This is a genomic window from Stutzerimonas kunmingensis (assembly GCF_014764705.1).
Taxonomy (GTDB): domain Bacteria; phylum Pseudomonadota; class Gammaproteobacteria; order Pseudomonadales; family Pseudomonadaceae; genus Stutzerimonas.
Map to the genome: position 1 here is coordinate 156,257 of NZ_JACXXG010000002.1, position 25,848 is coordinate 182,104.

Sequence of the window (25,848 nt, forward strand, 5' to 3'; positions counted from 1 at the left end):
ATACCTCTCGATTGCGGGCTGCGAAAGGCGAAGGATTGTAAAGGAAAACAGGGTGTCGCGGCAGCGATGGCCGGACGGTCGCGACCCTTTTCCACGCCAATGGGCTCTATAATGCCGGTCAATTTCTTATCTAGCAGGACCTATACATGAAGCGACCCAGTGGCCGTGCCGCCGATCAGCTGCGCTCGATCCGCATCACCCGCAACTACACCAAGCATGCCGAGGGCTCGGTGCTGGTGGAGTTCGGCGACACCAAGGTGATCTGCACGGTCAGCATCGAGTCCGGCGTCCCGCGTTTCCTGAAAGGGCAGGGGCAGGGTTGGCTGACCGCCGAGTACGGCATGCTGCCGCGCGCTACGGGTGAGCGCAACCAGCGTGAAGCCTCGCGCGGCAAGCAGGGTGGACGCACTCTGGAAATCCAGCGCCTGATCGGTCGTTCGTTGCGTGCGGCGCTCGACATGAGCAAGCTCGGTGAGAACACGCTGTTCATCGACTGCGATGTGATCCAGGCCGACGGCGGTACGCGCACGGCGTCGATCACCGGTGCCATGGTGGCGGTGATCGATGCGCTCAAGGTGCTAAAGAAACGTGGCGGTCTGAAGGCGGGCGATCCGGTCAAGCAGATGATTGCAGCGGTATCGGTCGGTATCTACCAGGGCGAACCGGTGCTGGATCTGGATTACCTGGAGGACTCGGCGGCCGAAACCGATCTGAATGTGGTGATGACCGACGCGGGCGGCTTTATCGAGGTGCAGGGCACGGCCGAGGGGGCACCGTTCCATCCTGAGGAACTCAATGCGATGCTGGCTCTGGCCCATGATGGCGTGCGCCAGCTGTTCGAGCTACAGCGCGCGGCGCTGGCGGACTGAGCAAGAGGTAGCGCGAAATGACCGATCAGGATCTGGTGCCGTTACCCAGTCGCGAAGCGCGGCAGTGGGCGATGTTCTGCCACTACTCGGCGTTCTTCTGGTTTCTGGCGCCGATGATCGGCAACGTGATCGGCCCGCTCATCGTCTGGCAGCTGAAGAAGGACATGGATCCCTTCGTCGATCAGCAGGGTAGGGAGGCGCTGAATTTTCAGCTGACCTTCAGCATCGCAATGATGATCTGCGGCGTGCTGGCCTGGATCCTCATCGGCTTTCCGCTAATGGTGTTGGTGAGCGTGGTGGCGCTGGTGCTGGTGGTGATCGCCGGCATTCGCGCCAACGAGGGCAAGCCCTACCGCTATCCGTTCTGTTGGCGGCTGGTCAAGTAGGGCAAACCGCTGAGCCTCAGAGGCTCAGCGTCCAGTCGTAGTCAACGATCAGCGGCGCGTGCTGGGAGAAGCGTGGCTGCCGTGGCAGGCGAGCAGTGCGCACGAAGCGGCGTAGACCGGATGTCAGGATCTGGTAGTCGAAACGCCAGCCGAGGTTGAGCATTTCGGCCTGCTCGGTGTCCGGCCACCAGCTGAACAGATCGCCTTCGCGATTGACTTCGCGCAGGGCGTCGATATAGCCCATATTGCCGAAAATCTCGTCCAGCCAGGCGCGCTCGGGCGCCAGAAACCCTGGGTCCTGCTGACAATCGCGCCAGTTCTTCACGTCCAACTTCTGGTGGGCGACATACAGTGAGCCACAATAAATGTACTCGCGGCGCTTGCGGCGCTGCTTGTCCAGGTAGTGGGCGAAGTCGTCCATGAACTTGAGTTTGTGGTTCAGGTTGGCATCGCCGCCGTGGCCGGACGGCACCAACAGGCTGGCGATGCTGACCTTGTCGAAATCCGCCTGCAGGTAACGCCCGTAGCGATCCGCCGTCTCGAAGCCCAGTCCGGTGATGACGGCCTTCGGCTGCAGCCTGGAATAGAGCGCCACGCCTCCCTGCTCCGGAATCTCGGCATCGCAGGCATAGAGAAAGTAACCGTCCAGCTGGTAGGCCGGATCGTCGAGTTCCAAGGCAGAGGCGCGGGTATCTTGCAGGCAGATGACATCGGCATTCTGCGCTTGCAGCCAGCTGAGCAATCCCCGCTGTGCCGCCGCTTGAATGCCATTCACGTTGACGCTGATGATCCGCATAAATGGCCCCTAAAAACACGTGCGTGTATGATAACCCAAGCTCTTCGCAATTAGCTAAAACAGTGGTTTTCCGGGAAATTTCTTCATGCAGGCGTACCAGCGCGAGTTCATTCGCTTCGCCATCGAACGCGGTGTTCTGCGTTTCGGTGAGTTCACTCTCAAGTCGGGACGCACCAGCCCCTATTTTTTCAATGCCGGGTTGTTCAACAGCGGCAGCGCGTTGGCACAGCTCGGGCGGTTCTACGCCTCGGCGGTGATCGAGAGCGGCCTGGATTTCGACGTCATCTTCGGCCCGGCCTACAAGGGCATCCCGCTAGGCGCAGCCACCGCCATCGCGCTGGCCGAGCAGCATCAGCGCGACCTGCCTTGGTGCTTCAACCGCAAGGAAGCCAAGGATCATGGTGAGGGTGGCACGCTGGTCGGTGCACCGCTGGTGGGGCGTGTGCTGATCGTCGATGACGTGATCACCGCCGGCACCGCGATCCGCGAAGTGATGCAGATCATCCAGGCGCAGAAAGCCGAGGCCGCCGGCGTACTCATCGCCTTGAATCGACAGGAAAGAGGGCAGGGCGAGCTGTCGGCGATTCAAGAAGTTGAACGTGATTATCGAATGCCGGTAATCAGTATTGTGTCCCTTGAGCAAGTGCTGGAATATCTCGCCGACGACGCTCAGCTGAAACAGCACCTGCCCGCGGTACAGGCTTATCGCGAGCAGTACGGAATCTGACCCAGGGTAGGTAATGCGCCATGCGTAAATCGGTAGCCGCTCGTACGTTGCTCCTGCTGGGAGTCATATGTCCGGTATTGGCCTCGGCTGCCGAGCTGTATCGCTATGTGGACGACCGCGGCGTGGTCGTACTCGATCGCCATGGCGTGCCGCCGCAACACATTTCGCGTGGATATCAGGTGCTCAACGAGCAAGGGCGAGTGGTCCGCGAGGTGCCGCCGGCACCGACCGCGGAGGAATTTGCCCGGTTGCAGGCACAGAAGGCCCGTGCTGCATCGGATGCGCAGCTGCTGCGTCTGTATGCCAGTGTCGAGGATGTGGAGCGGGCCGAAACGCGCAAGCTTTCCGAGCTCGATAGCGTGATGGGCTTGGCCCGCGGCAACCTGCAGTCGATACGCAACCAGCATGCGAGCTTGCGCAAGCAGGCGGCGAACCATGAGCGCGCCGGTCGCAAGGTTCCGGGCAACCTGTTGGCGCAGATCGAGAACCTTGAAAAGGAAGAGCAGAGTCTGCAGCGCGACCTCAAGCGTTTCGAAAAGGCGCGCGCTGATGCGGAAGTCAGCTTTGCCAGTGATCGCCAGCGGATTGCCGAATTGCTAGGGCAAAAGCAGTAAAACGCTGATACCCGTTCCCTTGTTTCAAAATACTTGGCGTGGCTATTTGCTATGCCAATAGCTCGATGAGTAGCTTGCTTGCTATCACAAAAGACCGCTCTAGCTCAATAGTTTCAAGGTCGTGATGAGTTGCTTGGGGTCAGTCTGTACCGTGGCGCAAATTTTTCGGTATGGCTGACTAGCATGAATGGTAGGGACCTACGCAGTTATCGGGAGCTTCACAAGCCGAAGGGAAATTTCGCGACTCGCTCTGAATACCTCGAGCATGAACTGGAGATCATGGCGCCGAAGCGCTGGGGAATAAACCTGCCGTTTCGTGACTACCGTTTCGAGTACGAAGATTGGGTGCCGGCCATGGCGGCGACCATCGGCAAGATCGTCATGGTGGCGGCTGTTGTTGCGGCTTTCGCCGGCCCGATGGGGCTTTCCAACGAGTTCGTGATCGAGAACGCGCGCTACGAGATGCTGATCGCAGCACTGCTGTTTGTCGTGGTGTTCTCCGGTTTCCTCAATCCCACGGCCAACCTGGCCGGGACCCATGGCCCGCTGATTCCGTTGATTCCCTTGATCGTCGCATCGGGCGGGCATCCTATGGCGCTGGGGATCATGGTGGGTGTGCTCGGTTTCACCCTCGGTGTCTTCAAGGGCGGCAGTCTGTTGGCGCGTCTGACTAGTGATGGCGTTTGTGGCGGATTGCTGCTGTATCTGGGTTTCATCGGCATTACCTCGCAGATCAAGAAGCTGTTCGGTTGGGCCGACAGCTTCGACATGGGCTACATCGCGTTTATCGTGGTGTTCGCCACCATCGTGATGTACGCCTATCTAGAACATATCCGCATGCGCTGGCTGGCGATTCCGCTGGGTTCGGCGCTGGCGGCCGTGATCGCATTTGCATTAGGCGCTCCGTTCGAGTTCACCACCGAGCCGGGTGTGCCCAACCTGAATCCGATGTACTGGTGGGGCGAGACTACCGGCTGGCAGATCGGTCTGCCCGAGCTGCATCACTTCATTGCTGTCGCGCCATTTGCCGTGCTGGCGGTAGCCATGTGGTCGCCGGACTTCCTTGGACATCGTGTGTTCCAGCAGCTGAACTATCCGCCGAAGGCGAAGAAGGTGCTGATGAACATCGATGACACCATGTGCGTTGCGGCGGCACGGCAGATCGTCGGCACGTCGCTGGGTGGCGGTAACCTGGCCTCATCCTGGGGCACCTTCATGGTGCCGGCCGCCATCGCCAAGCGCCCGATTCCCGCCGGTGCATTGCTCACCGGCCTGCTCTGTGTGGTTGCGGCGCTTTGGGGTTACCCGATGGATCTGGCGATCTGGCCGCCGGTGCTGAGCGTGGCGCTGATGGTCGGCGTGTTCCTGCCGCTGCTGGAAGCCGGTATGCAGATGACCCGTGAAGGCAAGACCTCGCAGTCGGCGGCCATCGTGATCTTTTCCTCGGCGCTGGTTAATCCGGTGTTCGGCTGGTCGCTGACGGTGCTGCTCGACAATCTCGGGCTGATCGGTGACAAGGAGCGTGGTCAGTCCCTGAGCCACCTGCATCGTTGGGTCATCCCGACGATCGTCTTCATCGTGCTCTGCGCCGTGATGCTGGGTATCGGCATGTTCCCGGGCATCCCGGCGATGCTCGAGTCGTTCCGTATCGATCTCTGATTGGCTGACGGCACGGCATGAAAAAAGGGAGCCTAGGCTCCCTTTTCTTTTGCGTCTGCTTCAACCCTGACTGTTGGTGATCAGTGTGCCGACGCCGACATCGGTGAAGATCTCCAGCAACACCGCGTTGGGCACGCGACCGTCGATGATGTGGGCGCTGTTGACACCACCTTGCACCGCTTCCAGCGCGCAACGGATCTTCGGCAGCATGCCGCCGTAGATGGTGCCGTCGGCGATCAATGCGTCGACCTGGGCCGTGGACAGGCCGGTCAGCACGCTACCCTGCTTGTCCATTAGGCCGGCAATGTTGGTCAGCAGCATGAGCTTCTCGGCCTTCAGCGCCTCGGCCACCTTGCCGGCGACCAGGTCGGCGTTGATATTGTAGGACTCACCGTTCTCGCCCACGCCAATCGGCGCGATCACTGGGATGAAGTTGCCCTGCACCAGCATTTCCAGCAGCTCGGCATTGACGCCGGTGACTTCGCCGACATGGCCAATGTCGATGATTTCCGGCTTGGTCATCTCCGGTGTCTGGCGGGTCGCCTTGAGCTTCTTGGCGCGGATCAGGCCGGCGTCCTTGCCGGTCAGGCCAATGGCGCTGCCGCCATGCTGGTTGATCAGGCTGACGATGCTCTTGTTTACCTGCCCGCCGAGAACCATCTCCACCACGTCCATGGTCTGGCTGTCGGTGACCCGCATGCCGTCGATGAAGTGGCTTTCGATGTTCAGCCGCTTGAGCAGGTCGCCGATCTGCGGACCGCCACCGTGCACCACCACCGGATTGATGCCGACCGCCTTCATCAGCACGATGTCGCGCGCGAAGCCGGTTTTCAGCTCCTCGCTTTCCATCGCGTTGCCGCCGTACTTGATGACCAGCGTCTTGCCGACGAACCGGCGGATGTAGGGCAGCGCCTCGGAAAGTACCTTGGCGAATTGGGTGGCAGCTTCACGGCTGAGGGTCATGCAGGGCTCCGCAAATCAGAACGGCAGTTTGAGATCGGGTGCAACGTTGAGCAGCTGTGCGCGGAAAACGTCCTGAATGCGGCTGAGTTCTTCCTCGCTGTCGGCCTCGAAGCGCAGCACCAGAACCGGTGTGGTGTTCGAGGCGCGGATCAGGCCCCAGCCCTTGGGATAGTCGACCCGTACACCGTCGAGGGTGATCAGGTTGGCTTCGCCCCACTGAGCGTCACGTTGCAGGGCGTCCATGATGGTGAATTTGCTTTCCTCTGTCACCGTGATGTTGATCTCCGGTGTCGAGATATCGCAGGGGAACGCGGCGAACACCTGCTCGGCGTCACGCTTGTCCTGGCTGAGGATTTCCAGCAGGCGCGCGGCGCTGTAGATGCCGTCGTCGAAGCCGAACCAGCGTTCCTTGAAGAAGATGTGCCCGCTCATTTCGCCAGCGAGCAGCGCACCGGACTCCTTCATCTTCTTCTTGATCAGCGAATGGCCGGTCTTCCACATCACCGGCCGGCCGCCGTAACCGCTGATCAGCGGAGTGAGGCGACGGGTGCATTTGACGTCGAAGATGATGTCGGCGCCGGGATTGCGCGATACCACATCCTTGGCGAAGAGCATCAGCAGGCGGTCGGCATAGATCATTGTGCCGGCATTGGTCACCACGCCGACGCGGTCGCCGTCGCCGTCGAAGGCCAGACCGAGATCGGCCTTCTCCGACTTCACCTTGGCGATCAGGTCGACCAGGTTCTCGGGCTTGCCCGGATCCGGGTGGTGGTTGGGGAAGTTGCCGTCGACGTCGCAGTACAGCGGGACCACGGTGCAGCCCAGTGCTTCGATCATGCGCGGGGCGATGACGCCGGCGACGCCGTTGCCGCAGTCGACCACCACCTTCATCGGCTTGGCCATGGCGATGTCATTGCGAATCTGCTGGAAGTAGCGTTCCAGTACATCGACCTGCTCGACCTTGCCCACGCCGCTGGACAGGTCGTTGGTCTCGATGCGCTTGCGTAGGGTCTGGATCTGTTCGTTGGCCAGGGTGTCTCCGGCGATGACGATCTTGAAGCCGTTGTAGTCCGGCGGATTGTGGCTGCCGGTGAGCATCACGCCGGACTTGCCGGCGAGAATGTTGGCGGCGTAATAGAGCACCGGCGTCGGCACCATGCCGATATCGCTGACGTCGCAGCCGCTGTCGAGCAGACCTTGAATGAGATGCTGGACCAGTTCGGGACCAGACAGGCGCCCGTCGCGGCCAACCGAAACGTTGGGTTCACCCTTGGCGAGGCTCTCGGACCCGATGGCGCGGCCGACCCAGTAGGCGGTCTCGGTAGTCAGGCTGTCGCCGACAACGCCACGGATGTCGTAGGCGCGGAAGATACTGGCGGGCAAATTCGGGGCTTTGGCACTGCTCATTGCGGGTTCTCGCTCCTTGGTGTCGAGGCCGAAGATGTCCTGGTCCTCGTCGAGAATATCGATGTCGAGAATATCGGTGTCCGGCAAACGCGGATCGACGTACTCGGTAGGTTTGGCGGGCCGAACGGCTGGAGCCGCGGCGGGTGCCTGAGTCGGAGCCGGTCCAGCTTGGCGGACAGGCAGTCGGACCATGTTCCTGGCCAGTGCGTCGAGGACCGGCAGGCTCAAGGCCGGTAATTGGATGGTCTTGCCGGTGGAGAGTTCCTGTAGCAGGCGGCTCATCTGCAACACGTCTTCGCGCAGCCTGCGCTGCTGGCCGCCGAGCACCAGCTGCAGACCGATCAGCACGCCGGCAATCGCCACCAGGGCGGCCGCGAGCAGGAGGAGCGGCATTAGGGTCAGCTGATCGATGGCACCGGGCAGGTAGGCCAGCTTCCAGTTGGCGTTGCCGCTGGCGAGGGTCAGTGCCGAAGCATTGTCGGCCGCGGTGCCGCGCTGCAACAGCACCTGTTCGGGTGCGCCGGAGAATTGCTGGGTCAGTCGCAGCTGGCCGGCTTCGTCGGGCAGCGTCGGGAGTGTCGCGAACAGGTGCTGGAGATCGCTGACCAGCAGCAGCGTGCCGCGAATCGCCTGCTCACCCTCGGCGCGCAGCGGAATCGCACTGTAGAGCAGCCAGCGGTTGTCGACCTTGTAGGCTTCCGGAGCTGCCGACTGGCCTGCTTCGACCCGCTGTAGCAGATCGAGCGCAGCGAAGTTCAGCGGGCCCGGGCGGCTGGTGTCCGGCACCACCCGGCCGCGTGGATTGAGGTGCGCGTCGACCACGCCGGGCAACTCCAGCAGGCGCTGTTCGGCTTCGCGTCTGAGCTCGGTGTCAGCACGGACGACGTCCACCAGGCGTTGCTGCTCCACCGCTGTCTGGGTATCGGCACGCAGCCGCCGCAGCGCCTGCTGCAATGCGCTTGCCTGGCTCTGGCTCCAGGCCTCGGCGAGTTGTGTCTGTTGCTGCTGCTGAGCGCCCTGCTGACCGAGCCAGATCAGCGCGGCGGCGGCGCCGAGCCCGATCAGGCTGGCTGCGAGGCCACCGAGCAATGGCTTGAGGGTGAAACCGCCACGCTTGCTGCGGGTGTCGGCCGGGTTCAGAACGCCTGAATCCTTGGCGGTGCGCTTGAAGAGTGCCATGAAGCTCCTCGAATCATCCTGAAAGGTAAGCGGTGCGCGGTGACTCAGTGGCTGCCGGAGTGCCCGAAGCCGCCAGCGCCGCGGTCGCTGCTGTCGAAACTGTCGACCAGTTCGAAGCGGGCCTGTACCACCGGTACCAGCATCAGCTGCGCAATACGCTCGCCGACGGCGATGGTGAAGGCGCTCTGGCCGCGGTTCCAGCAGGACACCATCAATTCGCCCTGGTAGTCCGAGTCGATCAATCCGACCAGGTTGCCGAGCACGATGCCGTGCTTATGGCCCAGGCCCGAACGCGGCAGGATCAGCGCCGCAAGTCCCGGGTCGCCGATGTGGATGGCAATGCCGGTGGGAATCAGCAGCGTCTGGCCCGGCTCGAGCACCGTGTCGCTCTGCAGCATGGCGCGCAGGTCGAGGCCGGCAGAGCCCGGTGTCGCATATTCGGGAAGGGGGAAGTCTTGGCCGAGGCGAGGGTCGAGAATCTTGGCTTGGAGTGCGTGCATGTCAGGACTCTTTGTAGCGGTCGGCGATGAAGGCCACCAGCGCGCGGGCGATATGTCCCTTGCTGGCCTGGCCGAAACGGGTTTCATGTTGCTGGCGGTCGATCACGCTGACGGCGTTGTCTTCGCTGTTGAAGCCGATACTGGGGTTGGCCACGTCATTGGCGACGATCAGATCGAGATTCTTGTCGCGCAGCTTGCGCGTGGCGTACTCCAGCAGATTCTCGGTTTCTGCGGCGAAACCGACGCAGAACGGGCGGTCCGCTCGGCTGGCCAGCGTGGCGAGGATGTCCGGGTTGCGCACCATCTGCAGCAGCAGGCCGTCGCCGGTCGTGGGGTCTTTCTTCAGTTTGTGTGGTGCCACCACTTCCGGGCGGTAGTCGGCTACCGCCGCAGCGGCAACAAGAATGTCGCAGGGCATCGCCGCTTCGCACGCGGCGAGCATGTCGCGGGCGCTGACCACGTCGATGCGCTGCACGCGATCGGGCGTCGGCAGAAACACCGGGCCGGTCACCAGCGTCACTCGCGCGCCGGCTTCGGCGGCCGCTTCGGCCAGAGCGAAGCCCATCTTGCCGGAGCTGTGGTTGGTGATGTAGCGAACCGGGTCGATGTTTTCCTGGGTCGGACCTGCGGTGATCAGCAGGTGCTTGCCCGTCAGCAGACCGGTCGCGAAGCAGTCCGCGGCGGCCTGGGCGAGTTCGTCGGCCTCGAGCATGCGGCCCATGCCGACGTCGCCGCAGGCCTGGCTGCCGGAACCGGGTCCGAACAGACGAATGCCGCGTTCGAGCAGCAGTTCGCGATTGGCCTGAGTGGCCGGATCGGCCCACATGGCCTGGTTCATGGCCGGTGCCAGCGCGACCGGGGCGTTGGTCGCCAGCACCACGGTAGTCAGCAGATCATTGGCGACGCCTTGGGCCAGGCGTGCCATGAGGTCGGCGGTGGCCGGCGCGATCAACACCAGGTCGGCCCAGCGCGCCAGTTCGATGTGACCCATCGCCGCTTCGGCGGCGGGGTCGAGCAGGTCCAGATGAACCGGGTGGCCGGAGAGCGCCTGCAGGGTAAGAGGCGTGATGAACTCACGTCCGCCCTGGGTCATAACAACCCGGACTTCGGCACCGTGGTCGCGCAGGCGACGGACCAGTTCGGCGCTCTTGTAAGCGGCGATGCCGCCGCCGACGCCCAGGACGATGCGTTTACGATACAGCCGCTGCATAGGCCTGCCTTGTTATCTCGTAGGGACTCTCCGGAGTGAGAACCAGGTCAGAACACGCCCGATACCCCGGAAAAATGACGGGCTAAGATAGCACAGCGCCCACAGCGGAAAAGTGGGCTTGCTCGACAGGGAGAGGACATGAGCATACGTGACTGGCCGGCGGCGGAGCGGCCGCGGGAAAAGCTACTCGAACAGGGCGCTGCCGCGCTTTCCGATGCCGAATTGCTGGCGATATTCCTGCGCACCGGGGTCGCCGGCAAAAGCGCGGTGGACCTCGCCCGCCATCTGCTCGCCGAGTTCGGCAGCCTGCGGGCGTTGCTGGAGGCGGAGCTCGATCAGTTCAGCGCGCACCTGGGCCTGGGGCCGGCGAAATTTGCCCAGCTGCAGGCGGTGCTGGAGATGGGCCGCCGGCATCTGGCCGAGCGGCTGCGCCGCGATTCGGCACTGGAGTCGCCGCAGGCGGTACGCGACTACCTCAAGGCGCGGCTGCGGCATGAGCAGCACGAACTGTTCGGCTGCCTGTTTCTCGACTCCAAGCATCGCGTGCTGGCCTTCGAGGTGTTGTTCCACGGCACCATCGATGGCGCCAGCGTCTACCCGCGGCAAGTGGTTAAACGTGCCCTTGCGCAGAATGCGGCGGCGGTCATCCTCACGCACAACCATCCATCGGGCGTGGCCGAGCCGAGTCAGGCGGATCGTCAGCTGACCCTGAGGCTGAAAGAAGCGCTGGCACTGGTCGATGTGCGGGTGCTCGATCACTTCATCGTCGGGGACGGCGAGCCCCTGTCGATGGCCGAATACGGCTGGATGTGAGTGCTACGCCAGCAGCGGCACCAGCAGCAGTGGGCCGAGCACCAACAGCACGAAACGGCCGTTCCAACCGAAGGCGATGCGCCACGGCGATAATTGCGCGTGGCGCGCCAGCATCAGTGCCGAAGGGCCATAGGGCGACAGCAGCATGGCCAGCGAAAAGCCGATCAGCAGCGCCACTGCCGGCTGCATGATCGCAACGCCGTGTCCGGCCAGCTGCGCGAGCAGTGCGGCGCACAGGCTCAGGGAGATGATTGGCGCGACACCGAGCAGGGCCAGGGCGATGATCGCCAGCATGCCGGCACTGCCAAGACCGAACAGCGCCAGCGGCGTGCTGCTGAAGTGGCTGGCGAGTCGTTCGACCGGGATCAGCACGGCCGTAAGTCCGCCAAGCAGTGCCGAGCAGGCGAAGATGAAGGTTTCGTTGCGCATGCCGGCCAGGGTGTCGCGTACTTCGACATAGGCCGTAGTCGGCGATCCACCCTGATACAGCAGCAGCCCGACCACCGCGAGCGGCACCAGCAGCATGGCGGCCTGGGTCGCCGACAGTGGGGTCAGGCTGGCCAGCAGCGCGATCAACAGGATGCCGAGCAAGCTGCCGTATAGCAGGTTGCGCAGCCCCTTTGCCGACCCGGTAGCGCTCGAGCCACGTGCCGGGGCAGCGGTCTCCCGCAACTGCCGCAGACGATGGTTTTCCATCGGCCAGCCCACCAAAAGCAGGATTGCCCCGCAGACCAAGCCGAATGGCAGCAGCGCGCTCCAGCTCAGTCCCGGCAACTCGCGGGTGAGGATCGCCACCGCCACGCTGGTCGGTGCCAGCAAGGGCACCAGGGCGAAGCCGCGCAGGGCTGTCACCATCACGCCCCTGGCGCCCTCGCGGCGCTGGCTCGGGCTATGCGACTGCCGATCCAGATAACGTTCCAGTGAACCGCAGACCAGATTGAGCATGCCGAAACTCAGCACCGAGCTGATCGCAAAGGTGCTGAACAGGTAGCTTGGATAGAGGCTTGTACGGGGTAGCCGCAGTAAGAGCCGATGCAGCTCGCCGAGCTGCGGCATCCGCTTGACCGCGCAATGGGCAAGCCCGAGCGCGCCGATGAACGCGCCGTAGTAGGCCGCGGCGCCGAGCATCCGCTGGGTCTGCTGCCAGTCGGGGTCACGGAGCAGTGCCCAGTAGGCGAACAGCCCCAGCGTGACCAGCCCGAGCCGGCGCGGATAGGGCATCAGCGAGCGCCAGTGCCAGGCGAAGAAAAGCACCAGCAGCGCACCACTGATCACGCTCGGCAACTGCAGGCGCGTTACCAGCGCGAATAGCTCGCAGACGAGCGCCAGCGGGAGCAGGGCAAGCATCGCTCAGGGCAGCTCGCTGCGCAGTTTGCCGCGCTTGTATACGCCTTCGCCGAAGGCCAGCAAGTGGCCCTTCTCGTCCAGCAGGTCGCAGCTGGCCATGAACACCTTGTGCCCGGCGGAGCGGCAGACTGCGACAGCTCGGATGCGGCTGCCGACTGGTGCCGGTGCGCTGAAGTTGACGTTCATCGACAGCGTGGTCGCCACGCGGCGCTGTTCCGGCTGTTCCACCCAGGTTCCGCAGAGGCCCATCGCCACGTCCAGCAGGGTCGCTGTGACGCCGCCGTGCAGGTTGCTGGCGTTGTTCAGGTGGCGCGGCAACAACAGCAGTTCGACCACCGCGCGCTCCGGGCCGTACTCCTTGAGCTGGCAACCGAGGTCCTGGAAGAGCCCGGTCAACGAGCTTTCGACCTGTTGCAGTGTGGCGGCGGGATAGGGCTGATCGGACATGAGCGAGTGGGTTCGGCGGCTGACTTGCGCTGGAGATTGGCAGTCTTTACGCTCATGGTCAATTCGATGGAATCGTGTTCCGCACTGCGGAATATCGCATTGCTCGTTAGGAGGTTTGCATGTTTGAGCGTATCGGCATCGTCGGCGCGGGCGCCATGGGCCGCGGGATCGCGCAGTTGTTCGCCAGCGCCGGCAAGCAGGTCTGGTTGCACGATGCACGCAGCGCGTCGATCAGCGAGGCGCTGCGCTTCAACCGCGAGCTGCTAGAACGCGGCGTGGCCAAGGGGCGGCTGAGCGTCGCCGAGCTGGACGCCACGCTGGCCCGAATGCAGGCGGCGCCTGCGCTGGCCGATCTGTCCGGCTGCGATCTGGTGATCGAGGCGATCGTCGAGAATCTCAAGGCCAAGCAGGCGTTGTTCATCGAGCTGGAGTCCTTGCTCGCCGAGGACACGGTGCTGGCGACCAACACCTCATCGCTTTCCGTCACACGCATCGCTGCTGCCTGCCAGCATCCAGAGCGGGTGGCGGGTTTTCACTTCTTCAACCCGGTGCCGTTGATGAAGCTGGTGGAAGTGGTGCGCGGTGAGCGCAGCGATCCGCAGGTCATCGAGCGGCTGGTCAAACTGGCCGAAGAGGCTGGGCATTTTCCGGCAATCACGCCGGATACTCCCGGCTTTCTGGTCAACCACGCCGGTCGCGCCTACAGCACCGAGGCGCAGCGCATCCTTGCCGAGGGTATCGCCGATGCCGAGCAGATCGACCGCATCCTGCGCGACGGCCCGGGCTTTCGCATGGGGCCGTTCGAGCTGTTCGATCTCACCGGGCTGGATATTTCCCATGCGGTGATGGAGTCGGTGTATCAGCAGTTCTATCAGGACCCGCGCTATACACCGTCCTACCAGGCGGCGCAGCGGGTCGCCGCGGGGTTGCTCGGACGCAAGACCGGACAGGGTTACTACCGCTACGAGAACGGCCAGCAGATCCGCACGCCGGAGCTGCAATGGCGGCCGATAGTCGTCGAGCGCCCGTTCTGGCTGGACAGTCAGGATGCCGAGCTGCGTGGCCGGCTGGCGGCGTTGTTGTGCGGGGCCGGTACCCAGCTGGAAACCGGTGAGGCGCCGTCTGAGCGCGCCATCTGCCTGATCACCCCGCTGGGCGAGGATGCCAGCACGATGATCGCCAGGCTTGATCTGCCCGCCACCCGCAGTATCGCCTTCGACCTGTTCGCCGACTTCGATCGGCGCCGGGTACTGATGCGCCAACCGGCGCTCGACCCCGCGCTCGAAGCACAGGCGCAACAGGCCCTGAGTCACGATGGCGTGCCGGTGGAGGTGATCAACGACTCGCCCGGTTTCGTCAGTCAGCGGGTGGTGGCTAGCATCGTCAATCTCGGTTGCGAGATCGCGCAGAAGGGCATTGCCGACCCGCAGATACTCGACCGCGCAATCACCCTGGCGCTGGGCTATCCGAAAGGGCCGCTGGGCTTTGCCGAGCATTACGGTGCGGGACGAATTCTCGCCATCCTTGAGGCGATGCAGGGTTGCTATGGCGGCGAGGCACGTTATCGCCCCAGTCCCTGGCTGCGCCGGCGCGTGCGGTTGTGCCTGCCGCTGACCGCGCCTGATCGTCCGGTCGCCGGCTGACGACCGACGGTGACTCGAGATGAGGTGGATCGCTTCAGTTTGTGCGGCGGCGGCCGTTAAGACTGGGGTGAGCCTCCGATGACGGCACGTTGCTACTAAGGCACTACTGTTCTTTATTGGAGGGTATGCGTACAACGTCGGATCGATCCGACAAGAACAAGAGGCCGACCATGAGCCCCGCCAACCGCCACCCCAAGGCCGCCGTGTTCCATGCCGTGTTGATCATCGGTCTGCTGCTCGTGCATTACTGGCTGGCACCGCCCCTGCTTGTGACCGGTGCGCTGCTGATGGTGGCGGCGCTTTGGCCCTGGTTCACCTCGTGGGGTGTGGTGGCCGGCGGCGCCCCGCCAGCCGACGGGGCGCCGCAGAGCTTCGCGGAGCTGACCAAGAATCTCTCGCGCAGTACCTGCCACAACGCCCTGTCTGCTGCCCAGGTTGCCTTCAGCGCCGAGCAGCTGGCCATCCGCCTGAAGTCGCAGCTGCAGGCTGTCAGCGAAATTGCCAATGGTGCCCAGGCTATCGCCGCCACCGAGCAGGATAGCGCCGAGCGGGCCCGCCACACACTGGATGCCGCGCAAGCGGTGCGCGAGCGCAGCGATACCGGGCAAGCCGAACTGCAGCGCGCCATCGAACGCATGCAACAGCTGAGTGCTCAGACCCACGCCAGCCGCGAGCTGATTGACGGGCTTTCGGCGCGGACGGAGGAAATCCGCCGCATTACCGACGTGATCCAGTCCATTGCCAGCCAGACCAACCTGCTGGCTCTCAACGCAGCCATCGAGGCCGCCCGTGCCGGTGAGGCCGGCCGCGGCTTTGCCGTGGTCGCCGACGAAGTACGCAGTCTGGCGGCGCGCACCTCCAGCGCTACCGAGGAGGTCGGTCGCATGGTGGCCGACATCCGCGAGCAAAGCGAAGCAGTGGTCAGCTATATCCAGCGCCAGGGCAACGAGCTGGACGCCGCGGCCGAGCAGATCGCGACCACCGGTGAGCAGCTCAGCGGAATCGCCGAACTGGCCGGCAGCGTCGAAAGCCAGGTCGAGCAGATCACCACAGGCACCGCCGACAACCATCAGCGCCTGACCGGACAGTTCGTCGCCCTCGATCAGCTGCGTACCGATGCCCTGGACAGCGAGGAGCAGACCCGCCAGCTCGAGCTGGCGGCGGAACGCCTGGTGGCTCAGGCCGAGAGCGCCAGCGAGCAACTGGCCGAGGTCCAGCTCGACGATTATCACCAGACCATGTTCGACCTGGCTCGTCAGGGGGCTGCGGCCATCAGCGCGCGTTTCGAGGCCGATATCCAGGCCGGCCGCATCAGTCTCGATGACCTGTTCGACCGCAATTACCGGGCGCAGGCCAATACCGATCCGGTGAAGTATCAGACCCGCTTCGACCGCTATGCCGACGAGGTTTTGCCGGCGATTCAGGAGCCGGTGCTGCAGAAGCATGCCGCATTGGTCTACGCCATCGCCACGACGCCGGAGGGCTACGTGCCGACCCACAACCGCGCGTTCAGCCAGCCACCGGTGGGCAACCCGGAAATAGACCGGGTCAAGAGCCGTAGCAAGCGCCTGTTCAACGACCGCACCGGCGGGCGCTGCGGCAGTCATCAGCGCCGCCTGCTGTTGCAGACCTACAGTCGCGATACCGGGGAGCTGATGCATGACCTGTCCGTGCCAATCATGGTCGGTGGGCGTCACTGGGGCGGCTTGCGGCTGGGCTATCGTCCCGAGCAATAGCCCGGCAACCACCGATGTTGGCGCGATCGCCCTGTGTCCGGCGGCGCTCCAGTCGCTGCGACCGGCTAAGCTTGGTGAGACGCGACTTCCGGAGATGCCGCCAATGAAGACCCTCACCGATCATTTGGCACAGTACGCGGCCTATCATCGCGATCCACGCAACCTCCTGACCCATTTCATCGGCATTCCGCTGATCGTGCTGGCGGTGGCGATCCTCCTGTCGCGGCCGGGCATCGAATGGGCCGGGTTGTGGTTAAGCCCGGCGGCACTGGTGTCGCTCGCCGCTGCGGTTTTCTACCTTCGTCTGGATCTGCGTTACGGCTTGCTGATGAGCGCCTTGCTGCTGCTCTGCGTATGGCTGGGCGCAGTTCTGGCCGGCGCAACGATGGCGCTGTGGCTGGGCGTTGGCGCGGGATTGTTCGTGCTCGGCTGGATCATCCAGTTCATCGGGCACTACTTCGAGGGTCGCAAGCCGGCGTTCGTCGACGATCTCACCGGGCTGATCATCGGGCCTTTGTTCGTCGCTGCCGAGCTTGGATTCATGCTCGGTTTGCGCGACCCGTTGCGCCTCGCCATCGAGGCGCGGGTCGGTCCTGTGCGTCTGCGCGACTCAGCCGCCCACGGCTGAGTCAGGGCTTGGCCGCCATCCACTGATCGCTGAGGCTGCGTGCATGGCGGTCTACCATGATCGGCGCGAAGGGCCGGCCTGAGGCGGTGGTGAAGTTGTTGCTGCCGCTGTTCATGTCTTCCAGCGCCACCTTGAGGAAATCCCAGCGGGTCTTGAGTTTGGCCAGCGCGGGATCGCGCTTGCCATCCAGTTCGGCCAGCTGAGCGTCGATCGCCGGCACCAGGTGACGCTCGTCCTGCCCGAGATAGGTGTCCGGCTGTTCGCGAGCGATCTCGAACGAGCCGATGTAGGCACGGCTGAGGTATTGAACGGCCAGGTATTCAACCTTGGCTGGCAGTTCGGCCTGAGCGTCCGCCCCTTGCTGAGCGCGAACGGCGGTGAGGAAGTCGCGCAGTGCCTTGCTCATTTCCAGCGGCCAGCCCCAGGGCATGTCGTCCTCTTCGTAGCCGAAGCCGGCGCCTTCGCGCAGCCGAGCCTGAAGCGCCTGGTGACTTTCGCGCAGGGCGCTGGTGGGATTGGCGACATTGAGCAGGGCTGCATTCAGCGCGCGGATGTCGTCTTCCAGACGCAACAGGTGCGCCTTCTGAAAGCCTTCGCCGCGGTAGAGCAGCAGGCTGCTGGTCGCGCGATTGGCGTGGATCTGCAAGTTCTGCAGCGCAGAGATGGTTTCGGGCGGGGCCGCCTCGGTAAAGCCGGGCAGCATTACGAGTATCAGCAATAGCCAGAAGCGAGTTAAACGGTCCATTGTCGTGCTCCTTTTTATTTTTATAGAAGCTATGCGTGCATGGCAGCAGCACGCTGGAGCCTAACGGACTGCTGGCCGAGTGGTATCACCCCAAAGAATGATTTGTGACGGCTTGTAGCCAAACGGACGACATCGTGCGGCAGCTTGTTGCGAACCTAGTAGCCTGTGCGGTGAGTTGGTTGAGGCAAGTTCGGCTGAACTCGGCTCCGGGACAAGGCGCTGCGACGGTTCATAGCGGGCCTATCGCAAGGAGCAGCAACGCGGTATCGGGCCATGGGCGCCGAACTTACCAAACAGGCCACTAAAGCATCTTCTCCAGGCCGATGACGTCGGCGAACCAGGCGTTGAAGCGTCGCCAGAGCCCGCCTGGCTCCTTTTCGATGGTGCGCAGACGGCCGCCGTCCTCTGCGATCCACGTGAGCTGCTTGCGGCCGTCGCGCTCCACCAGGCGAACTTCGTAGCTCAGTGCCGGCGACATACCCTCCAGCGTCAGGCGGTGGACCTCGCGGGCCAGTTCGTCGCTTTCCACCAGAATCCCCACCTCGGTGTTCCACAGCACCGAGCGCGGATCGAGATTCAGCGAGCCGATGAAAACCTTCTGCTGGTCGAATACCGCTGCCTTGCTATGCAGGCTGGATTCCGACTCGCCGAGAAAACTGTAAGAGGCTTCCTGCTCCGGCTGCCGGCGCAGTTCGAACAGGCGCACGCCGAGTTCCAGCATGGCCTCGCGGTAGGGCGCATAGCCGCCATGCACGGCCGGCACGTCAGTGGCCTCCAGTGAGTTGGTGAGGATACGCACGGTCACGCCCGCACCGGTGCGATCCGCCAGGTAGTCCACGCCGCTATCGGTCGGCACGAAGTAGGCCGAAACCAGTGTCAGCTCGCTGCTCACGGCCTGCATGGTCGGTGCAAGTTGCGTGGTCAGCAGCAGCGATGCCGCCGGTACACCTTCGGCGAGCAGTTTTTCCGGCGCGTCCCACATCGCCCTGCCTGGTGCCCAGATCAGTTCGTCCAGCCACTGCTGCAATTGCGGGCGCTGCTTGTACTGCATCAGGCGCTGGTACTGCTCGCTGTTTTCCTGTTTGGCCTGCTGCAGATAGTCGCTCAGCTGCTGGCGCGCCTTGTCCAGCTGGCGCGGTTTCGGTTGCCACCAGAGAAAATGCTGGATAGGCACGCTCAGCTGGTTGTTCCAGTAGCGGTCGAAACTCTTGCCGAGCTGCTCGGCGACCGGACCGGCGCCAAGCAGATCAATGTCGGTGAAGTTCATCGCCTGGTCGGCCTCGAAGTACTCGTCGCCGAGGTTGCGTCCGCCGACGACGGCCAGGCTGCCATCGACCAGCATCAGCTTGTTGTGCATGCGTCGATGCTGCAGCGAAAGGTGCAATAGGCGTCCCATGGATCGGGTGATGGCGTTGCTGCGGCCGAGGTGAAGCGGGTTGAAGACGCGGATCTGAATGTTGGGGTGCGCGGCCAGAGTGCCGATGCGGTAGTCCTCGCCATGGCTGGTGGTGTCATCCAGCAGCAGCCGCACGCGCACGCCGCGGTCGGCGGCTTGTAGCACTTCGTCGATCAGCGCACGTGTGGTGAGGCCGTCATGGACGATGTAGTACTGGATATCGAGGCTGACCTGCGCCGCGCGGATCATCTCGGTGCGTGCGGCGAAGGCTTCGGTGCTCTCCGGTAGCAGGCGAAAACCCGAGTGGCCGTAGGCGTGTTCGGTGGCGAGCTGCTGGATGCGCCGGCCAAGCGGCGACGCGTCCGGTGCCACGGAATAGGACTCGGTTGGCGTGGGGTGGCTGGCACAACCGGTCAGCAGCAGTAGCAGCAGGAGCGTCAGGTAAGTGCGCAAGGTTTCTCCGGGTATGCATCCTTTCATTCATGCTTGGACGTTGCGCTTCGTCCGAAAATTCAGAATCGGTCCTTCAGTCGATACCAGAGCATGCCCAACGCCAGCAGTGGCGAGCGCAGTGCCGGCCCGCCGGGGAAGGTCGGATGCGGCACTTTGGCGAACAGATCGAAGCCGCTGCTTTGCTGGCCGGCAATGGCTTCGGCAAGCAGGCGACCGGCCAGGTGCGTGGCATTCAGCCCGTGGCCGGAATACGCCTGGGCGTAGAACACGTTGGGATGTTCTGCCAGGCGACCGATCTGCGGCAGCCGGTTGGCGCCGATGCCGATCATCCCGCCCCACTGATAGTCGATGCCGATGCCGACCAGCTGCGGAAATACCTCGAGCATCTTCGGCTGCATGTAGGCGGCGATGTCCTGTGGGTCACGGCCGGAATAGTGACAGGCGCCGCCGAACAGCAGACGGCCATCGGCGCTGAGACGGAAGTAATCGAGCGCCACGCGCTGATCGCAGACCGCCATGTTCTGCGGCAACAGCTCGCGGCAGAGCGGCTCAGGCAGGCGCTCGGTGGCGATGATGTAGCTGCCGGCCGGCAGCACCTTGCCGGCGAGCTTCGGTTGCAGGCCGTTGAGGTAGGCATTGCAGGCCAGCACCAGGTTGTCCGCGTGCACCACGCCCTGAGCCGTATGCACCTTGACCTGCGGGCCGTACTCGATGCGCTCGACTGCCGACTGCTCGAACAGCCGCACGCCCAGCGACTGCGCCGCCGCCGCCTCGCCGAGTGCCAGATTCAGCGGGTGCAGGTGGCCCGAGCCCATGTCCAGCAGGCCGCCGAGGTAACGCTGCGAGCCCACCACCGTGACTAGGTTGGGACGTGACACGCGCTGCAGTGGGTGCGGATAGCCGAGGCGCAGCAGGTCGGAATACTCCTCGTCGAAGCCTTTCAGATGCCGTGGCTTGGTCGCCAGGTCGCAATAGCCCCAGGTCAGGTCGCAGTCGATGGCGTAGCGCTCGATGCGCTGGCGGACGATATCGACGGCTTCGAAGCCCATGCGCTTGAGTTCATCGACGCCTTCTGCGCCAATGATCTTGCTGAACTGCTCGACGTCATGGCCGACGCCGCGGATCAATTGCCCGCCGTTGCGCCCGCTGGCGCCCCAGCCGATTTGGTGCGCTTCCAGCAGGATGACGCTGAGGCCCCGCTCGGCCAGTTCGATGGCTGTGTTGAGGCCGGAGAACCCACCGCCGACAACGCAGACGTCGGCCCGCTGTTCGCCCTGCAGCGGCTCGAAGGCCAGTTCGCGATTGACGCTTGCGGCATAGTAGGAGGGTGCATGTACGGCGCCGTTCGGCGCGGATGCGCGGTGATTCATCAAGGTGTCATGAGAGGTCTGCATGCGCCTAGGGTAGACCGGAGCGAGGCCGTGGAGCAAAGCCGGGCATGACCAGCGGTGCCTCGCAGGCTGCCCGACGAGGCCGCAGAACTGGCCGTCATCGGCTCTAGTCCGGGACCGGCAGGTCGAGGGATTCCTTGATCTCTTCCATCACGATATAGCTCTTCGATTCGCGAACATGCGGCAGCTTCAGCAGGATGTCGCCGAGCAATTTACGGTAGGAGGCCATCTCCGAGATCCGCGCCTTGACCAGGTAGTCGAAGTCACCGGACACCAGGTGGCATTCGAGCACGTGGGGCAGCTTGAGCACGGCGCGGCGGAACTCCTCGAAGATGTCGCCGGACTTGTACGCCAGGCTGATCTCGACGAATACCAGCAGCCCCGCCTTCAGATGCTGCGGGTTCAGCCGCGCCGAGTAGCCCATGATGATGCCTTCGCGCTCCAGGCGCCGGACGCGCTCGGTGCAGGGCGTGGTCGACAGGCCGACGCGCTCGCCCAGCCCGGTGAAGGGCAGGCGCCCTTCGGCTTGGAGAATGCGCAGGATGTGGCGGTCGATCTTGTCCAGTTCGCGGCGCGTCTGATGCCGGGTTCTCAAGGGATATGCCCTCCAAATAAAGCGTCGATGGCGTGAATAACAGCCAAAGATAGCTTCTTATATGGTGAATAACACTGCTTGAGCATTTTTATACTCCGTTCCAATAGTGATCCGGAAAAGCCCGTTCTAGCGGGTGGGAGGCTGCAATGCGTGTACTGGTATTGGGTAGCGGCGTGGTCGGCACTGCCAGCGCCTATTATCTGGCGCGGGCCGGTTTCGAAGTGGTGGTGGTCGACCGGCAGCCGGCGGTGGCGATGGAGACCAGCTTCGCCAATGCCGGGCAGGTCTCGCCCGGCTATGCTTCGCCGTGGGCGGCACCTGGCGTCCCGCTGAAGGCGATGAAGTGGCTGTTGCAGCGCCATGCGCCGCTGGCGATCAAGCTTACCGGAGACGTCGACCAGTACCTGTGGATGGCGCAGATGCTGCGCAACTGCACGGCGGCCCGCTACGCGGTAAACAAGGAGCGCATGGTGCGCCTGTCCGAGTACAGCCGTGACTGCCTCGATGAGCTGCGCGCGGAAACCGGGATCGCCTATGAAGGTCGTCAGCTCGGCACCACGCAGCTGTTCCGCACCCAGGCGCAGCTTGATGCCGCCGCCAAGGACATCGCTGTGCTGCAGCGCTCCGGGGTGCCCTACGAGCTGCTCGATCGCGCCGGCATTGCACGGGTAGAGCCGGCTCTGGCGAAGGTTTCGCACAAGCTCAGCGGTGCGCTGCGGCTGCCCAATGACCAGACCGGCGACTGCCAGATGTTCACCTCGCGCCTGGCGGAAATGGCCGTGGCGCTCGGTGTCGAGTTCCGCTTCGAACAGAATATTCAACGCCTCGACTACGCCGGCGACCGGCTGGCCGGTGTGTGGATCGACGGCAAGCTGGAGACGGCCGATCGCTACGTGCTGGCGCTGGGCAGCTACAGCCCGCAGATGCTCAAGCCGCTGGGCATTCGTGCACCGGTCTACCCGCTCAAGGGCTATTCGCTGACCGTACCGATAAGCGATCCGGCGATGGCACCGCAGTCGACCGTGCTCGATGAAACCTACAAGGTCGCCATCACCCGCTTCGATCAGCGCATCCGTGTCGGTGGCATGGCGGAGATCGCCGGGCACGATCTGTCGCTCAACCCGCGCCGGCGGGAAACCCTGGAAATGGTGGTGGGCGACCTCTATCCGCAGGGCGGCGATCCGTCTGACGCGGTATTCTGGACCGGCCTGCGACCGGCCACGCCAGATGGCACACCGATCATCGGCGCGACACCCTATCGCAACCTTTTCCTCAATACCGGCCATGGCACCCTTGGTTGGACCATGGCGTGCGGCTCCGGCCGTGTGCTCGCTGACCTGCTGGCGTCCAAGCGTCCGCAGATCAGCACCGAGGGACTGGATATCTTCCGTTACGGCAAGCACAAGGAGACCCGTAAACATGCCCGTCCGGCGGCTGCACACTGAAACCCGCTATAGCGAAGCGGTGATCCACAACGGCGCGGTGTATCTCTCCGGGCAACTGGCCGATGACCTGACCGGTGATATCCGCGAGCAGACCCGCGAAACGCTGTCGAGCATCGAACGCTTGCTGGACGAGGCGGGTACCAGCAAGACGCGCCTGCTTTCGGCAACCATTCACCTGAAGGACATCGCCGCCGATTACGCCGGTATGAACGAGGTGTGGGATGCATGGATCACACCGGGCACGGCGCCGGCACGGACCACGGTTCAGGCCCTGATGTATTCGCCGGATGTGCGGGTCGAGATCACCGTCGTCGCTGCCATGCCGGATCTCGCCGGCCCGGTCCTCTGACCCTTGGGAGAGCCGCGCGTGCCGGGCGACGGCTCGTCCGGAGCCAGTGTTGTAAATTCTGAACGCCATTGCCATGATAGCCCCCTCTTCGCATCGCTCTTGAAAGGGGGCTCCCGTATTGGACGTTGGCGTTCGACTGCAAACCATCCGCAAGCTCAAGGGTCTGTCCCAGCGTGAACTCGCCAAGCGTGCCGGCGTTACCAACAGCACCATTTCCATGATCGAAAAGAACAGCGTCAGCCCCTCGATCAGTTCGCTGAAGAAGGTGCTGAGTGGGATTCCCATGTCGCTGGTGGAGTTCTTTTCCCCCGACTTCGAGCAGGACAGCGACACCCAGGTGGTCTACAAGGCCGGCGAGCTGATCGATATATCCGACGGCGCGGTGAGCATGAAACTGGTGGGAAAGGCGCATCCGGGACGAGCCATCGCCTTTCTCGACGAGACCTATCCGCCGGGCTCCGACACCGGAATGGACATGCTCTCGCACCAGGGCGAGGAGGCCGGGATGCTGGTCGAAGGCCGTCTGGAGCTGACCGTGAACGGTCAGGTGTACGTGCTGGAGAGCGGCGATAGCTACTACTTCGAGAGCAGCAAGCCGCATCGTTTCCGCAATCCGTACGACGCGCCGGCACGGTTGATCAGCGCGACGACGCCGGCGAACTTTTAACCGCATCGGCCTTGGTTCATCCGAAAGTTGCGCTGCGACAAAGCGTCGCGGAGAAACGCCGGGCCTTTCGTATTGTTTCGGCTGGCATGGCTTGCCGTTATACTGACCGCCGCTCGCGATACCGTGGCCGCGGGCGTGTCTAGCCACAATGAGGGTGTAAGGTGAACCTGATTAAGAAGATCCTGGTAGCACAGACTGCCGTATTGGCCCTGTGGGCAATGAGCGCTCAGGCTGCGACCGACGAAGCAATCGCCGAGCGCCTCAAGCCGGTGGGCGAAGTATGTATTCAAGGTGAAGAGTGCGCAGCCGCTGGTGCCGGCGCTGCCGCAGCCGCCGGTGGTGCCGCCCGTAGCGGTTCCGACGTGTACGGCAAGTTCTGCACTGCCTGCCACGGCTCCGGCCTGCTGAACGCGCCGAAGACCGGTGACAGTGCAGCCTGGACGGCCCGTGCCGATGCTGCCGGTGGTCTGGACGGCCTGCTCAAGCACGCCATCAGCGGTATCAATGCCATGCCGCCGAAGGGCACCTGTGGCGACTGCTCCGATGACGAGCTGAAGGCCGCCATCCAGCACATGTCCGGCCTCTGATCGAGAGCCAGGCGTCACCAGCAAAGCCGCCTCCGGGCGGCTTTGTCGTTTCTGCGGTGAGCAAAGCAGGCAGCTCTCGAGTCGAATTCGATACGGCCTACCGGTCGGATTCCCGTGACGACAGAGGAGCCCCGCATGCCCAGTTCCGCACCACAACCCGAACAGCTGCACCTGGCCAGTGACGGGCGCACGCCCAACAGCCCGCATCCGGTGCTGATCTACCGCCAGCTGCCATTGGCCGGACCAAGCCCCGCAGAAGCCTTCGAGCGACTGTTCGACAGCCATCTGTGGCCGTCTGCCTGGCGTGGGACGGTTTACGACTACCATCACTACCATTCCACCGCCCACGAAGCGCTCGGCGTGGCCAGCGGCTGGGCGCGGGTCATGTTGGGTGGTGATAACGGTCAGGAGGTCGAGCTGAAGGCGGGCGACGCGCTGGTGCTGCCGGCCGGGACGGGGCATTGCGCGCTTGAGGCCAGCGCAGATTTCCAGGTGGTGGCGGGTTATCCGGTCGGCCAGCAGTACGACATGCAGCGGCCTGACGCGGCCACCCATGATCAGGCGCGTGAGCGAATTGCCCAAGTCGGCGTGCCCATCAGCGATCCGCTGGCAGGCACGCAGGGTGCGCTGGTGGCGCTATGGCGCGCAGAGGCGCCGCCGGCCGGTTGAGCCGGGTTCAGCTTTTGAGCTGCGCCCGGACTATGACCTGCACTCAGTCTATGAATTGCACTTGCCCATCAGCCAGCGAGGCGACACGGGCCAGGGACTCGACGCGGTAACCGGCTTCTTCCAGCTCCTGGCGACCGGCCTGGAAGGCCTTTTCGATGACGATGCCAAGGCCGGCGATGCTGGCGCCGGCCTGGTTGATGATCGAGATCAGGCCCTTGGCGGCTTTGCCGTTGGCGAGGAAGTCGTCGATGATCAGCACGCGGTCGTTCGAGGACAAGTGCTGGGTGGACACGGCGATGGTGCTTTCCACCTGCTTGGTGAACGAATAGACCGTGGCGGTTAGCAGGTTGTCCTGCAGCGTCAGCGACTGGTGCTTGCGGGCGAAGATCACCGGCACGCCCAGCTCCAGGCCGGCCATGACGGCCGGCGCAATGCCGGAGGCTTCGATGGTGACGATCTTGGTGACGCCGGCATCGCGGAACAGGCGGGCGAATTCCTGCCCGATGGCCTGCATCAGCACGGGATCGATCTGGTGGTTGAGGAACGCGTCGACCTTGAGTACCCGGTCGGAAAGCACGATGCCCTGACTGCGAATCTTATCTTTCAGCTGTTCCACGAACGCTACCT

Annotated in this window: 26 protein-coding genes; 14 read left to right on the forward strand and 12 right to left on the reverse strand. The window is 63.7% G+C overall.

Annotated elements, in window-relative coordinates; genetic code table 11:
* Positions 1-146 precede the first annotated feature (146 nt).
* Positions 147-869: a ribonuclease PH gene (gene rph / locus IEG05_RS02535; protein WP_046618399.1), complete on the forward strand. Its 723-nt coding sequence runs from the start codon at positions 147-149 to the stop codon at positions 867-869.
* 17 nt (positions 870-886) lie between these two features.
* A complete protein-coding gene (locus IEG05_RS02540) occupies positions 887-1,255 on the forward strand; it encodes a DUF4870 domain-containing protein (RefSeq protein WP_046618397.1) in 369 nt (122 codons plus the stop codon).
* Between the two features lie 16 nt (positions 1,256-1,271).
* On the opposite strand, the gene IEG05_RS02545 is transcribed toward IEG05_RS02540, so the two are convergent.
* Entirely contained in the window at positions 1,272-2,051 is a 780-nt protein-coding gene (locus IEG05_RS02545; RefSeq protein WP_014821803.1) for an exodeoxyribonuclease III, read from the reverse strand.
* An 85-nt stretch (positions 2,052-2,136) separates the two neighbouring features.
* Here IEG05_RS02545 and pyrE point away from each other — a divergent pair, with 85 nt between their 5' ends.
* The 3 genes from pyrE to IEG05_RS02560 all read left to right on the forward strand — a co-directional run bounded on the left by pyrE (position 2,137) and on the right by IEG05_RS02560 (position 5,051).
* The gene (gene pyrE / locus IEG05_RS02550; RefSeq protein WP_046618395.1) at positions 2,137-2,778 is read left to right on the forward strand and encodes an orotate phosphoribosyltransferase; all 642 of its coding nucleotides are present in this window, start codon (positions 2,137-2,139) and stop codon (positions 2,776-2,778) included.
* A gap of 20 nt (positions 2,779-2,798) precedes the next feature.
* Positions 2,799-3,392 carry a DUF4124 domain-containing protein gene (locus IEG05_RS02555; RefSeq protein WP_224742652.1) on the forward strand — a complete coding sequence of 198 codons (594 nt, stop codon included), beginning with the start codon at positions 2,799-2,801 and terminating at the stop codon, positions 3,390-3,392.
* A gap of 183 nt (positions 3,393-3,575) precedes the next feature.
* Positions 3,576-5,051 carry a DUF3360 family protein gene (locus IEG05_RS02560; protein ID WP_080902081.1) on the forward strand — a complete coding sequence of 492 codons (1,476 nt, stop codon included), beginning with the start codon at positions 3,576-3,578 and terminating at the stop codon, positions 5,049-5,051.
* Between the two features lie 60 nt (positions 5,052-5,111).
* On the opposite strand, the gene argB is transcribed toward IEG05_RS02560, so the two are convergent.
* The 4 genes from argB to coaBC are packed head-to-tail and all read right to left on the reverse strand — an operon-like array spanning position 5,112 to position 10,310.
* Complete coding sequence (argB, locus tag IEG05_RS02565; protein WP_003295449.1) at positions 5,112-6,014, reverse strand: acetylglutamate kinase; 903 nt, start codon at positions 6,012-6,014, stop codon at positions 5,112-5,114.
* A 15-nt stretch (positions 6,015-6,029) separates the two neighbouring features.
* Positions 6,030-8,600 (reverse strand): phosphohexomutase domain-containing protein, encoded by a 2,571-nt coding sequence (locus IEG05_RS23545; protein WP_191121609.1) that lies wholly within the window; start codon positions 8,598-8,600, stop codon positions 6,030-6,032.
* A 44-nt stretch (positions 8,601-8,644) separates the two neighbouring features.
* Positions 8,645-9,100, reverse strand: a complete 456-nt coding sequence (gene dut / locus IEG05_RS02575; RefSeq protein WP_003283360.1) for a dUTP diphosphatase — start codon at positions 9,098-9,100, stop codon at positions 8,645-8,647.
* Position 9,101: 1 nt separating this feature from the next.
* Positions 9,102-10,310 carry a bifunctional phosphopantothenoylcysteine decarboxylase/phosphopantothenate--cysteine ligase CoaBC gene (coaBC, locus tag IEG05_RS02580; protein ID WP_003297860.1) on the reverse strand — a complete coding sequence of 403 codons (1,209 nt, stop codon included), beginning with the start codon at positions 10,308-10,310 and terminating at the stop codon, positions 9,102-9,104.
* 138 nt (positions 10,311-10,448) lie between these two features.
* On the opposite strand from coaBC, the gene radC reads away from it, so the two are divergent.
* The gene (gene radC, locus IEG05_RS02585; protein WP_046618393.1) at positions 10,449-11,123 is read left to right on the forward strand and encodes a RadC family protein; all 675 of its coding nucleotides are present in this window, start codon (positions 10,449-10,451) and stop codon (positions 11,121-11,123) included.
* Between the two features lie 3 nt (positions 11,124-11,126).
* Here the strand turns inward: radC and IEG05_RS02590 are convergent, their stop codons facing one another.
* Together IEG05_RS02590 and IEG05_RS02595 are read right to left on the reverse strand one after the other, a co-directional pair.
* A complete protein-coding gene (locus IEG05_RS02590) occupies positions 11,127-12,470 on the reverse strand; it encodes a hypothetical protein (protein WP_046618392.1) in 1,344 nt (447 codons plus the stop codon).
* 3 nt (positions 12,471-12,473) lie between these two features.
* Complete coding sequence (locus IEG05_RS02595; RefSeq protein WP_046618391.1) at positions 12,474-12,917, reverse strand: PaaI family thioesterase; 444 nt, start codon at positions 12,915-12,917, stop codon at positions 12,474-12,476.
* A 119-nt stretch (positions 12,918-13,036) separates the two neighbouring features.
* On the opposite strand from IEG05_RS02595, the gene IEG05_RS02600 reads away from it, so the two are divergent.
* From IEG05_RS02600 to IEG05_RS02610, 3 genes are all read left to right on the forward strand, one after another.
* Complete coding sequence (locus IEG05_RS02600) at positions 13,037-14,560, forward strand: 3-hydroxyacyl-CoA dehydrogenase (RefSeq protein WP_046618390.1); 1,524 nt, start codon at positions 13,037-13,039, stop codon at positions 14,558-14,560.
* A 170-nt stretch (positions 14,561-14,730) separates the two neighbouring features.
* Positions 14,731-16,296 (forward strand): methyl-accepting chemotaxis protein, encoded by a 1,566-nt coding sequence (locus tag IEG05_RS02605; protein ID WP_046618388.1) that lies wholly within the window; start codon positions 14,731-14,733, stop codon positions 16,294-16,296.
* A 103-nt stretch (positions 16,297-16,399) separates the two neighbouring features.
* On the forward strand, positions 16,400-16,924 hold the full coding sequence (locus IEG05_RS02610) for an Mpo1 family 2-hydroxy fatty acid dioxygenase (protein WP_046618387.1): 525 nt from the start codon (positions 16,400-16,402) through the stop codon (positions 16,922-16,924).
* Position 16,925: 1 nt separating this feature from the next.
* On the opposite strand, the gene IEG05_RS02615 is transcribed toward IEG05_RS02610, so the two are convergent.
* From IEG05_RS02615 to IEG05_RS02630, 4 genes are all read right to left on the reverse strand, one after another.
* Entirely contained in the window at positions 16,926-17,669 is a 744-nt protein-coding gene (locus IEG05_RS02615; protein ID WP_023444590.1) for a hypothetical protein, read from the reverse strand.
* Between the two features lie 301 nt (positions 17,670-17,970).
* On the reverse strand, positions 17,971-19,518 hold the full coding sequence (locus IEG05_RS02620; protein ID WP_046618385.1) for a phospholipase D family protein: 1,548 nt from the start codon (positions 19,516-19,518) through the stop codon (positions 17,971-17,973).
* 59 nt (positions 19,519-19,577) lie between these two features.
* The gene (locus IEG05_RS02625) at positions 19,578-20,888 is read right to left on the reverse strand and encodes an NAD(P)/FAD-dependent oxidoreductase (RefSeq protein ID WP_046618383.1); all 1,311 of its coding nucleotides are present in this window, start codon (positions 20,886-20,888) and stop codon (positions 19,578-19,580) included.
* 127 nt (positions 20,889-21,015) lie between these two features.
* Positions 21,016-21,504, reverse strand: coding sequence for an Lrp/AsnC ligand binding domain-containing protein (locus tag IEG05_RS02630; protein WP_191121610.1), 489 nt, complete (start codon positions 21,502-21,504; stop codon positions 21,016-21,018).
* Between the two features lie 146 nt (positions 21,505-21,650).
* Between IEG05_RS02630 and dadA the strand changes: the two genes are divergently transcribed.
* The 5 genes from dadA to IEG05_RS02655 all read left to right on the forward strand — a co-directional run bounded on the left by dadA (position 21,651) and on the right by IEG05_RS02655 (position 25,221).
* Positions 21,651-22,949, forward strand: coding sequence for a D-amino acid dehydrogenase (gene dadA, locus IEG05_RS02635; RefSeq protein WP_191121611.1), 1,299 nt, complete (start codon positions 21,651-21,653; stop codon positions 22,947-22,949).
* Positions 22,924-23,298 (forward strand): RidA family protein, encoded by a 375-nt coding sequence (locus tag IEG05_RS02640; protein ID WP_046618378.1) that lies wholly within the window; start codon positions 22,924-22,926, stop codon positions 23,296-23,298. Before dadA ends, IEG05_RS02640 begins: the two co-directional genes overlap by 26 nt.
* A 118-nt stretch (positions 23,299-23,416) precedes the next feature.
* Entirely contained in the window at positions 23,417-23,965 is a 549-nt protein-coding gene (locus tag IEG05_RS02645; RefSeq protein WP_003297842.1) for a cupin domain-containing protein, read from the forward strand.
* 161 nt (positions 23,966-24,126) lie between these two features.
* On the forward strand, positions 24,127-24,552 hold the full coding sequence (locus tag IEG05_RS02650) for a c-type cytochrome (RefSeq protein WP_014821785.1): 426 nt from the start codon (positions 24,127-24,129) through the stop codon (positions 24,550-24,552).
* Positions 24,553-24,687: 135 nt separating this feature from the next.
* Positions 24,688-25,221 carry a cupin domain-containing protein gene (locus IEG05_RS02655; RefSeq protein WP_042927483.1) on the forward strand — a complete coding sequence of 178 codons (534 nt, stop codon included), beginning with the start codon at positions 24,688-24,690 and terminating at the stop codon, positions 25,219-25,221.
* Positions 25,222-25,264: 43 nt separating this feature from the next.
* On the opposite strand, the gene IEG05_RS02660 is transcribed toward IEG05_RS02655, so the two are convergent.
* Complete coding sequence (locus IEG05_RS02660; RefSeq protein ID WP_003297838.1) at positions 25,265-25,837, reverse strand: xanthine phosphoribosyltransferase; 573 nt, start codon at positions 25,835-25,837, stop codon at positions 25,265-25,267.
* Positions 25,838-25,848: the final 11 nt, after the last annotated feature.

Excerpts from the sequence above, each read along its gene's own strand:
- IEG05_RS02595 (WP_046618391.1), bottom strand. The coding sequence starts at position 12,917 with ATGTCCGATCAGCCCTATCCCGCCGCCACACTGCAACAGGTCGAAAGC.
- IEG05_RS02545 (WP_014821803.1), bottom strand. The coding sequence starts at position 2,051 with ATGCGGATCATCAGCGTCAACGTGAATGGCATTCAAGCGGCGGCACAG.
- IEG05_RS02560 (WP_080902081.1), top strand. The coding sequence starts at position 3,576 with ATGAATGGTAGGGACCTACGCAGTTATCGGGAGCTTCACAAGCCGAAG.
- radC (WP_046618393.1), top strand. The coding sequence starts at position 10,449 with ATGAGCATACGTGACTGGCCGGCGGCGGAGCGGCCGCGGGAAAAGCTA.
- argB (WP_003295449.1), bottom strand. The coding sequence starts at position 6,014 with ATGACCCTCAGCCGTGAAGCTGCCACCCAATTCGCCAAGGTACTTTCC.
- IEG05_RS02540 (WP_046618397.1), top strand. The coding sequence starts at position 887 with ATGACCGATCAGGATCTGGTGCCGTTACCCAGTCGCGAAGCGCGGCAG.
- IEG05_RS02610 (WP_046618387.1), top strand. The coding sequence starts at position 16,400 with ATGAAGACCCTCACCGATCATTTGGCACAGTACGCGGCCTATCATCGC.
- dadA (WP_191121611.1), top strand. The coding sequence starts at position 21,651 with ATGCGTGTACTGGTATTGGGTAGCGGCGTGGTCGGCACTGCCAGCGCC.
- IEG05_RS02605 (WP_046618388.1), top strand. The coding sequence starts at position 14,731 with ATGAGCCCCGCCAACCGCCACCCCAAGGCCGCCGTGTTCCATGCCGTG.
- dut (WP_003283360.1), bottom strand. The coding sequence starts at position 9,100 with ATGCACGCACTCCAAGCCAAGATTCTCGACCCTCGCCTCGGCCAAGAC.
- IEG05_RS02625 (WP_046618383.1), bottom strand. The coding sequence starts at position 20,888 with ATGAATCACCGCGCATCCGCGCCGAACGGCGCCGTACATGCACCCTCC.
- IEG05_RS02655 (WP_042927483.1), top strand. The coding sequence starts at position 24,688 with ATGCCCAGTTCCGCACCACAACCCGAACAGCTGCACCTGGCCAGTGAC.
- IEG05_RS02590 (WP_046618392.1), bottom strand. The coding sequence starts at position 12,470 with ATGCTTGCCCTGCTCCCGCTGGCGCTCGTCTGCGAGCTATTCGCGCTG.
- coaBC (WP_003297860.1), bottom strand. The coding sequence starts at position 10,310 with ATGCAGCGGCTGTATCGTAAACGCATCGTCCTGGGCGTCGGCGGCGGC.
- pyrE (WP_046618395.1), top strand. The coding sequence starts at position 2,137 with ATGCAGGCGTACCAGCGCGAGTTCATTCGCTTCGCCATCGAACGCGGT.
- IEG05_RS02640 (WP_046618378.1), top strand. The coding sequence starts at position 22,924 with ATGCCCGTCCGGCGGCTGCACACTGAAACCCGCTATAGCGAAGCGGTG.
- IEG05_RS02600 (WP_046618390.1), top strand. The coding sequence starts at position 13,037 with ATGTTTGAGCGTATCGGCATCGTCGGCGCGGGCGCCATGGGCCGCGGG.
- IEG05_RS02615 (WP_023444590.1), bottom strand. The coding sequence starts at position 17,669 with ATGGACCGTTTAACTCGCTTCTGGCTATTGCTGATACTCGTAATGCTG.
- IEG05_RS02555 (WP_224742652.1), top strand. The coding sequence starts at position 2,799 with ATGCGTAAATCGGTAGCCGCTCGTACGTTGCTCCTGCTGGGAGTCATA.
- rph (WP_046618399.1), top strand. The coding sequence starts at position 147 with ATGAAGCGACCCAGTGGCCGTGCCGCCGATCAGCTGCGCTCGATCCGC.
- IEG05_RS23545 (WP_191121609.1), bottom strand. The coding sequence starts at position 8,600 with ATGGCACTCTTCAAGCGCACCGCCAAGGATTCAGGCGTTCTGAACCCG.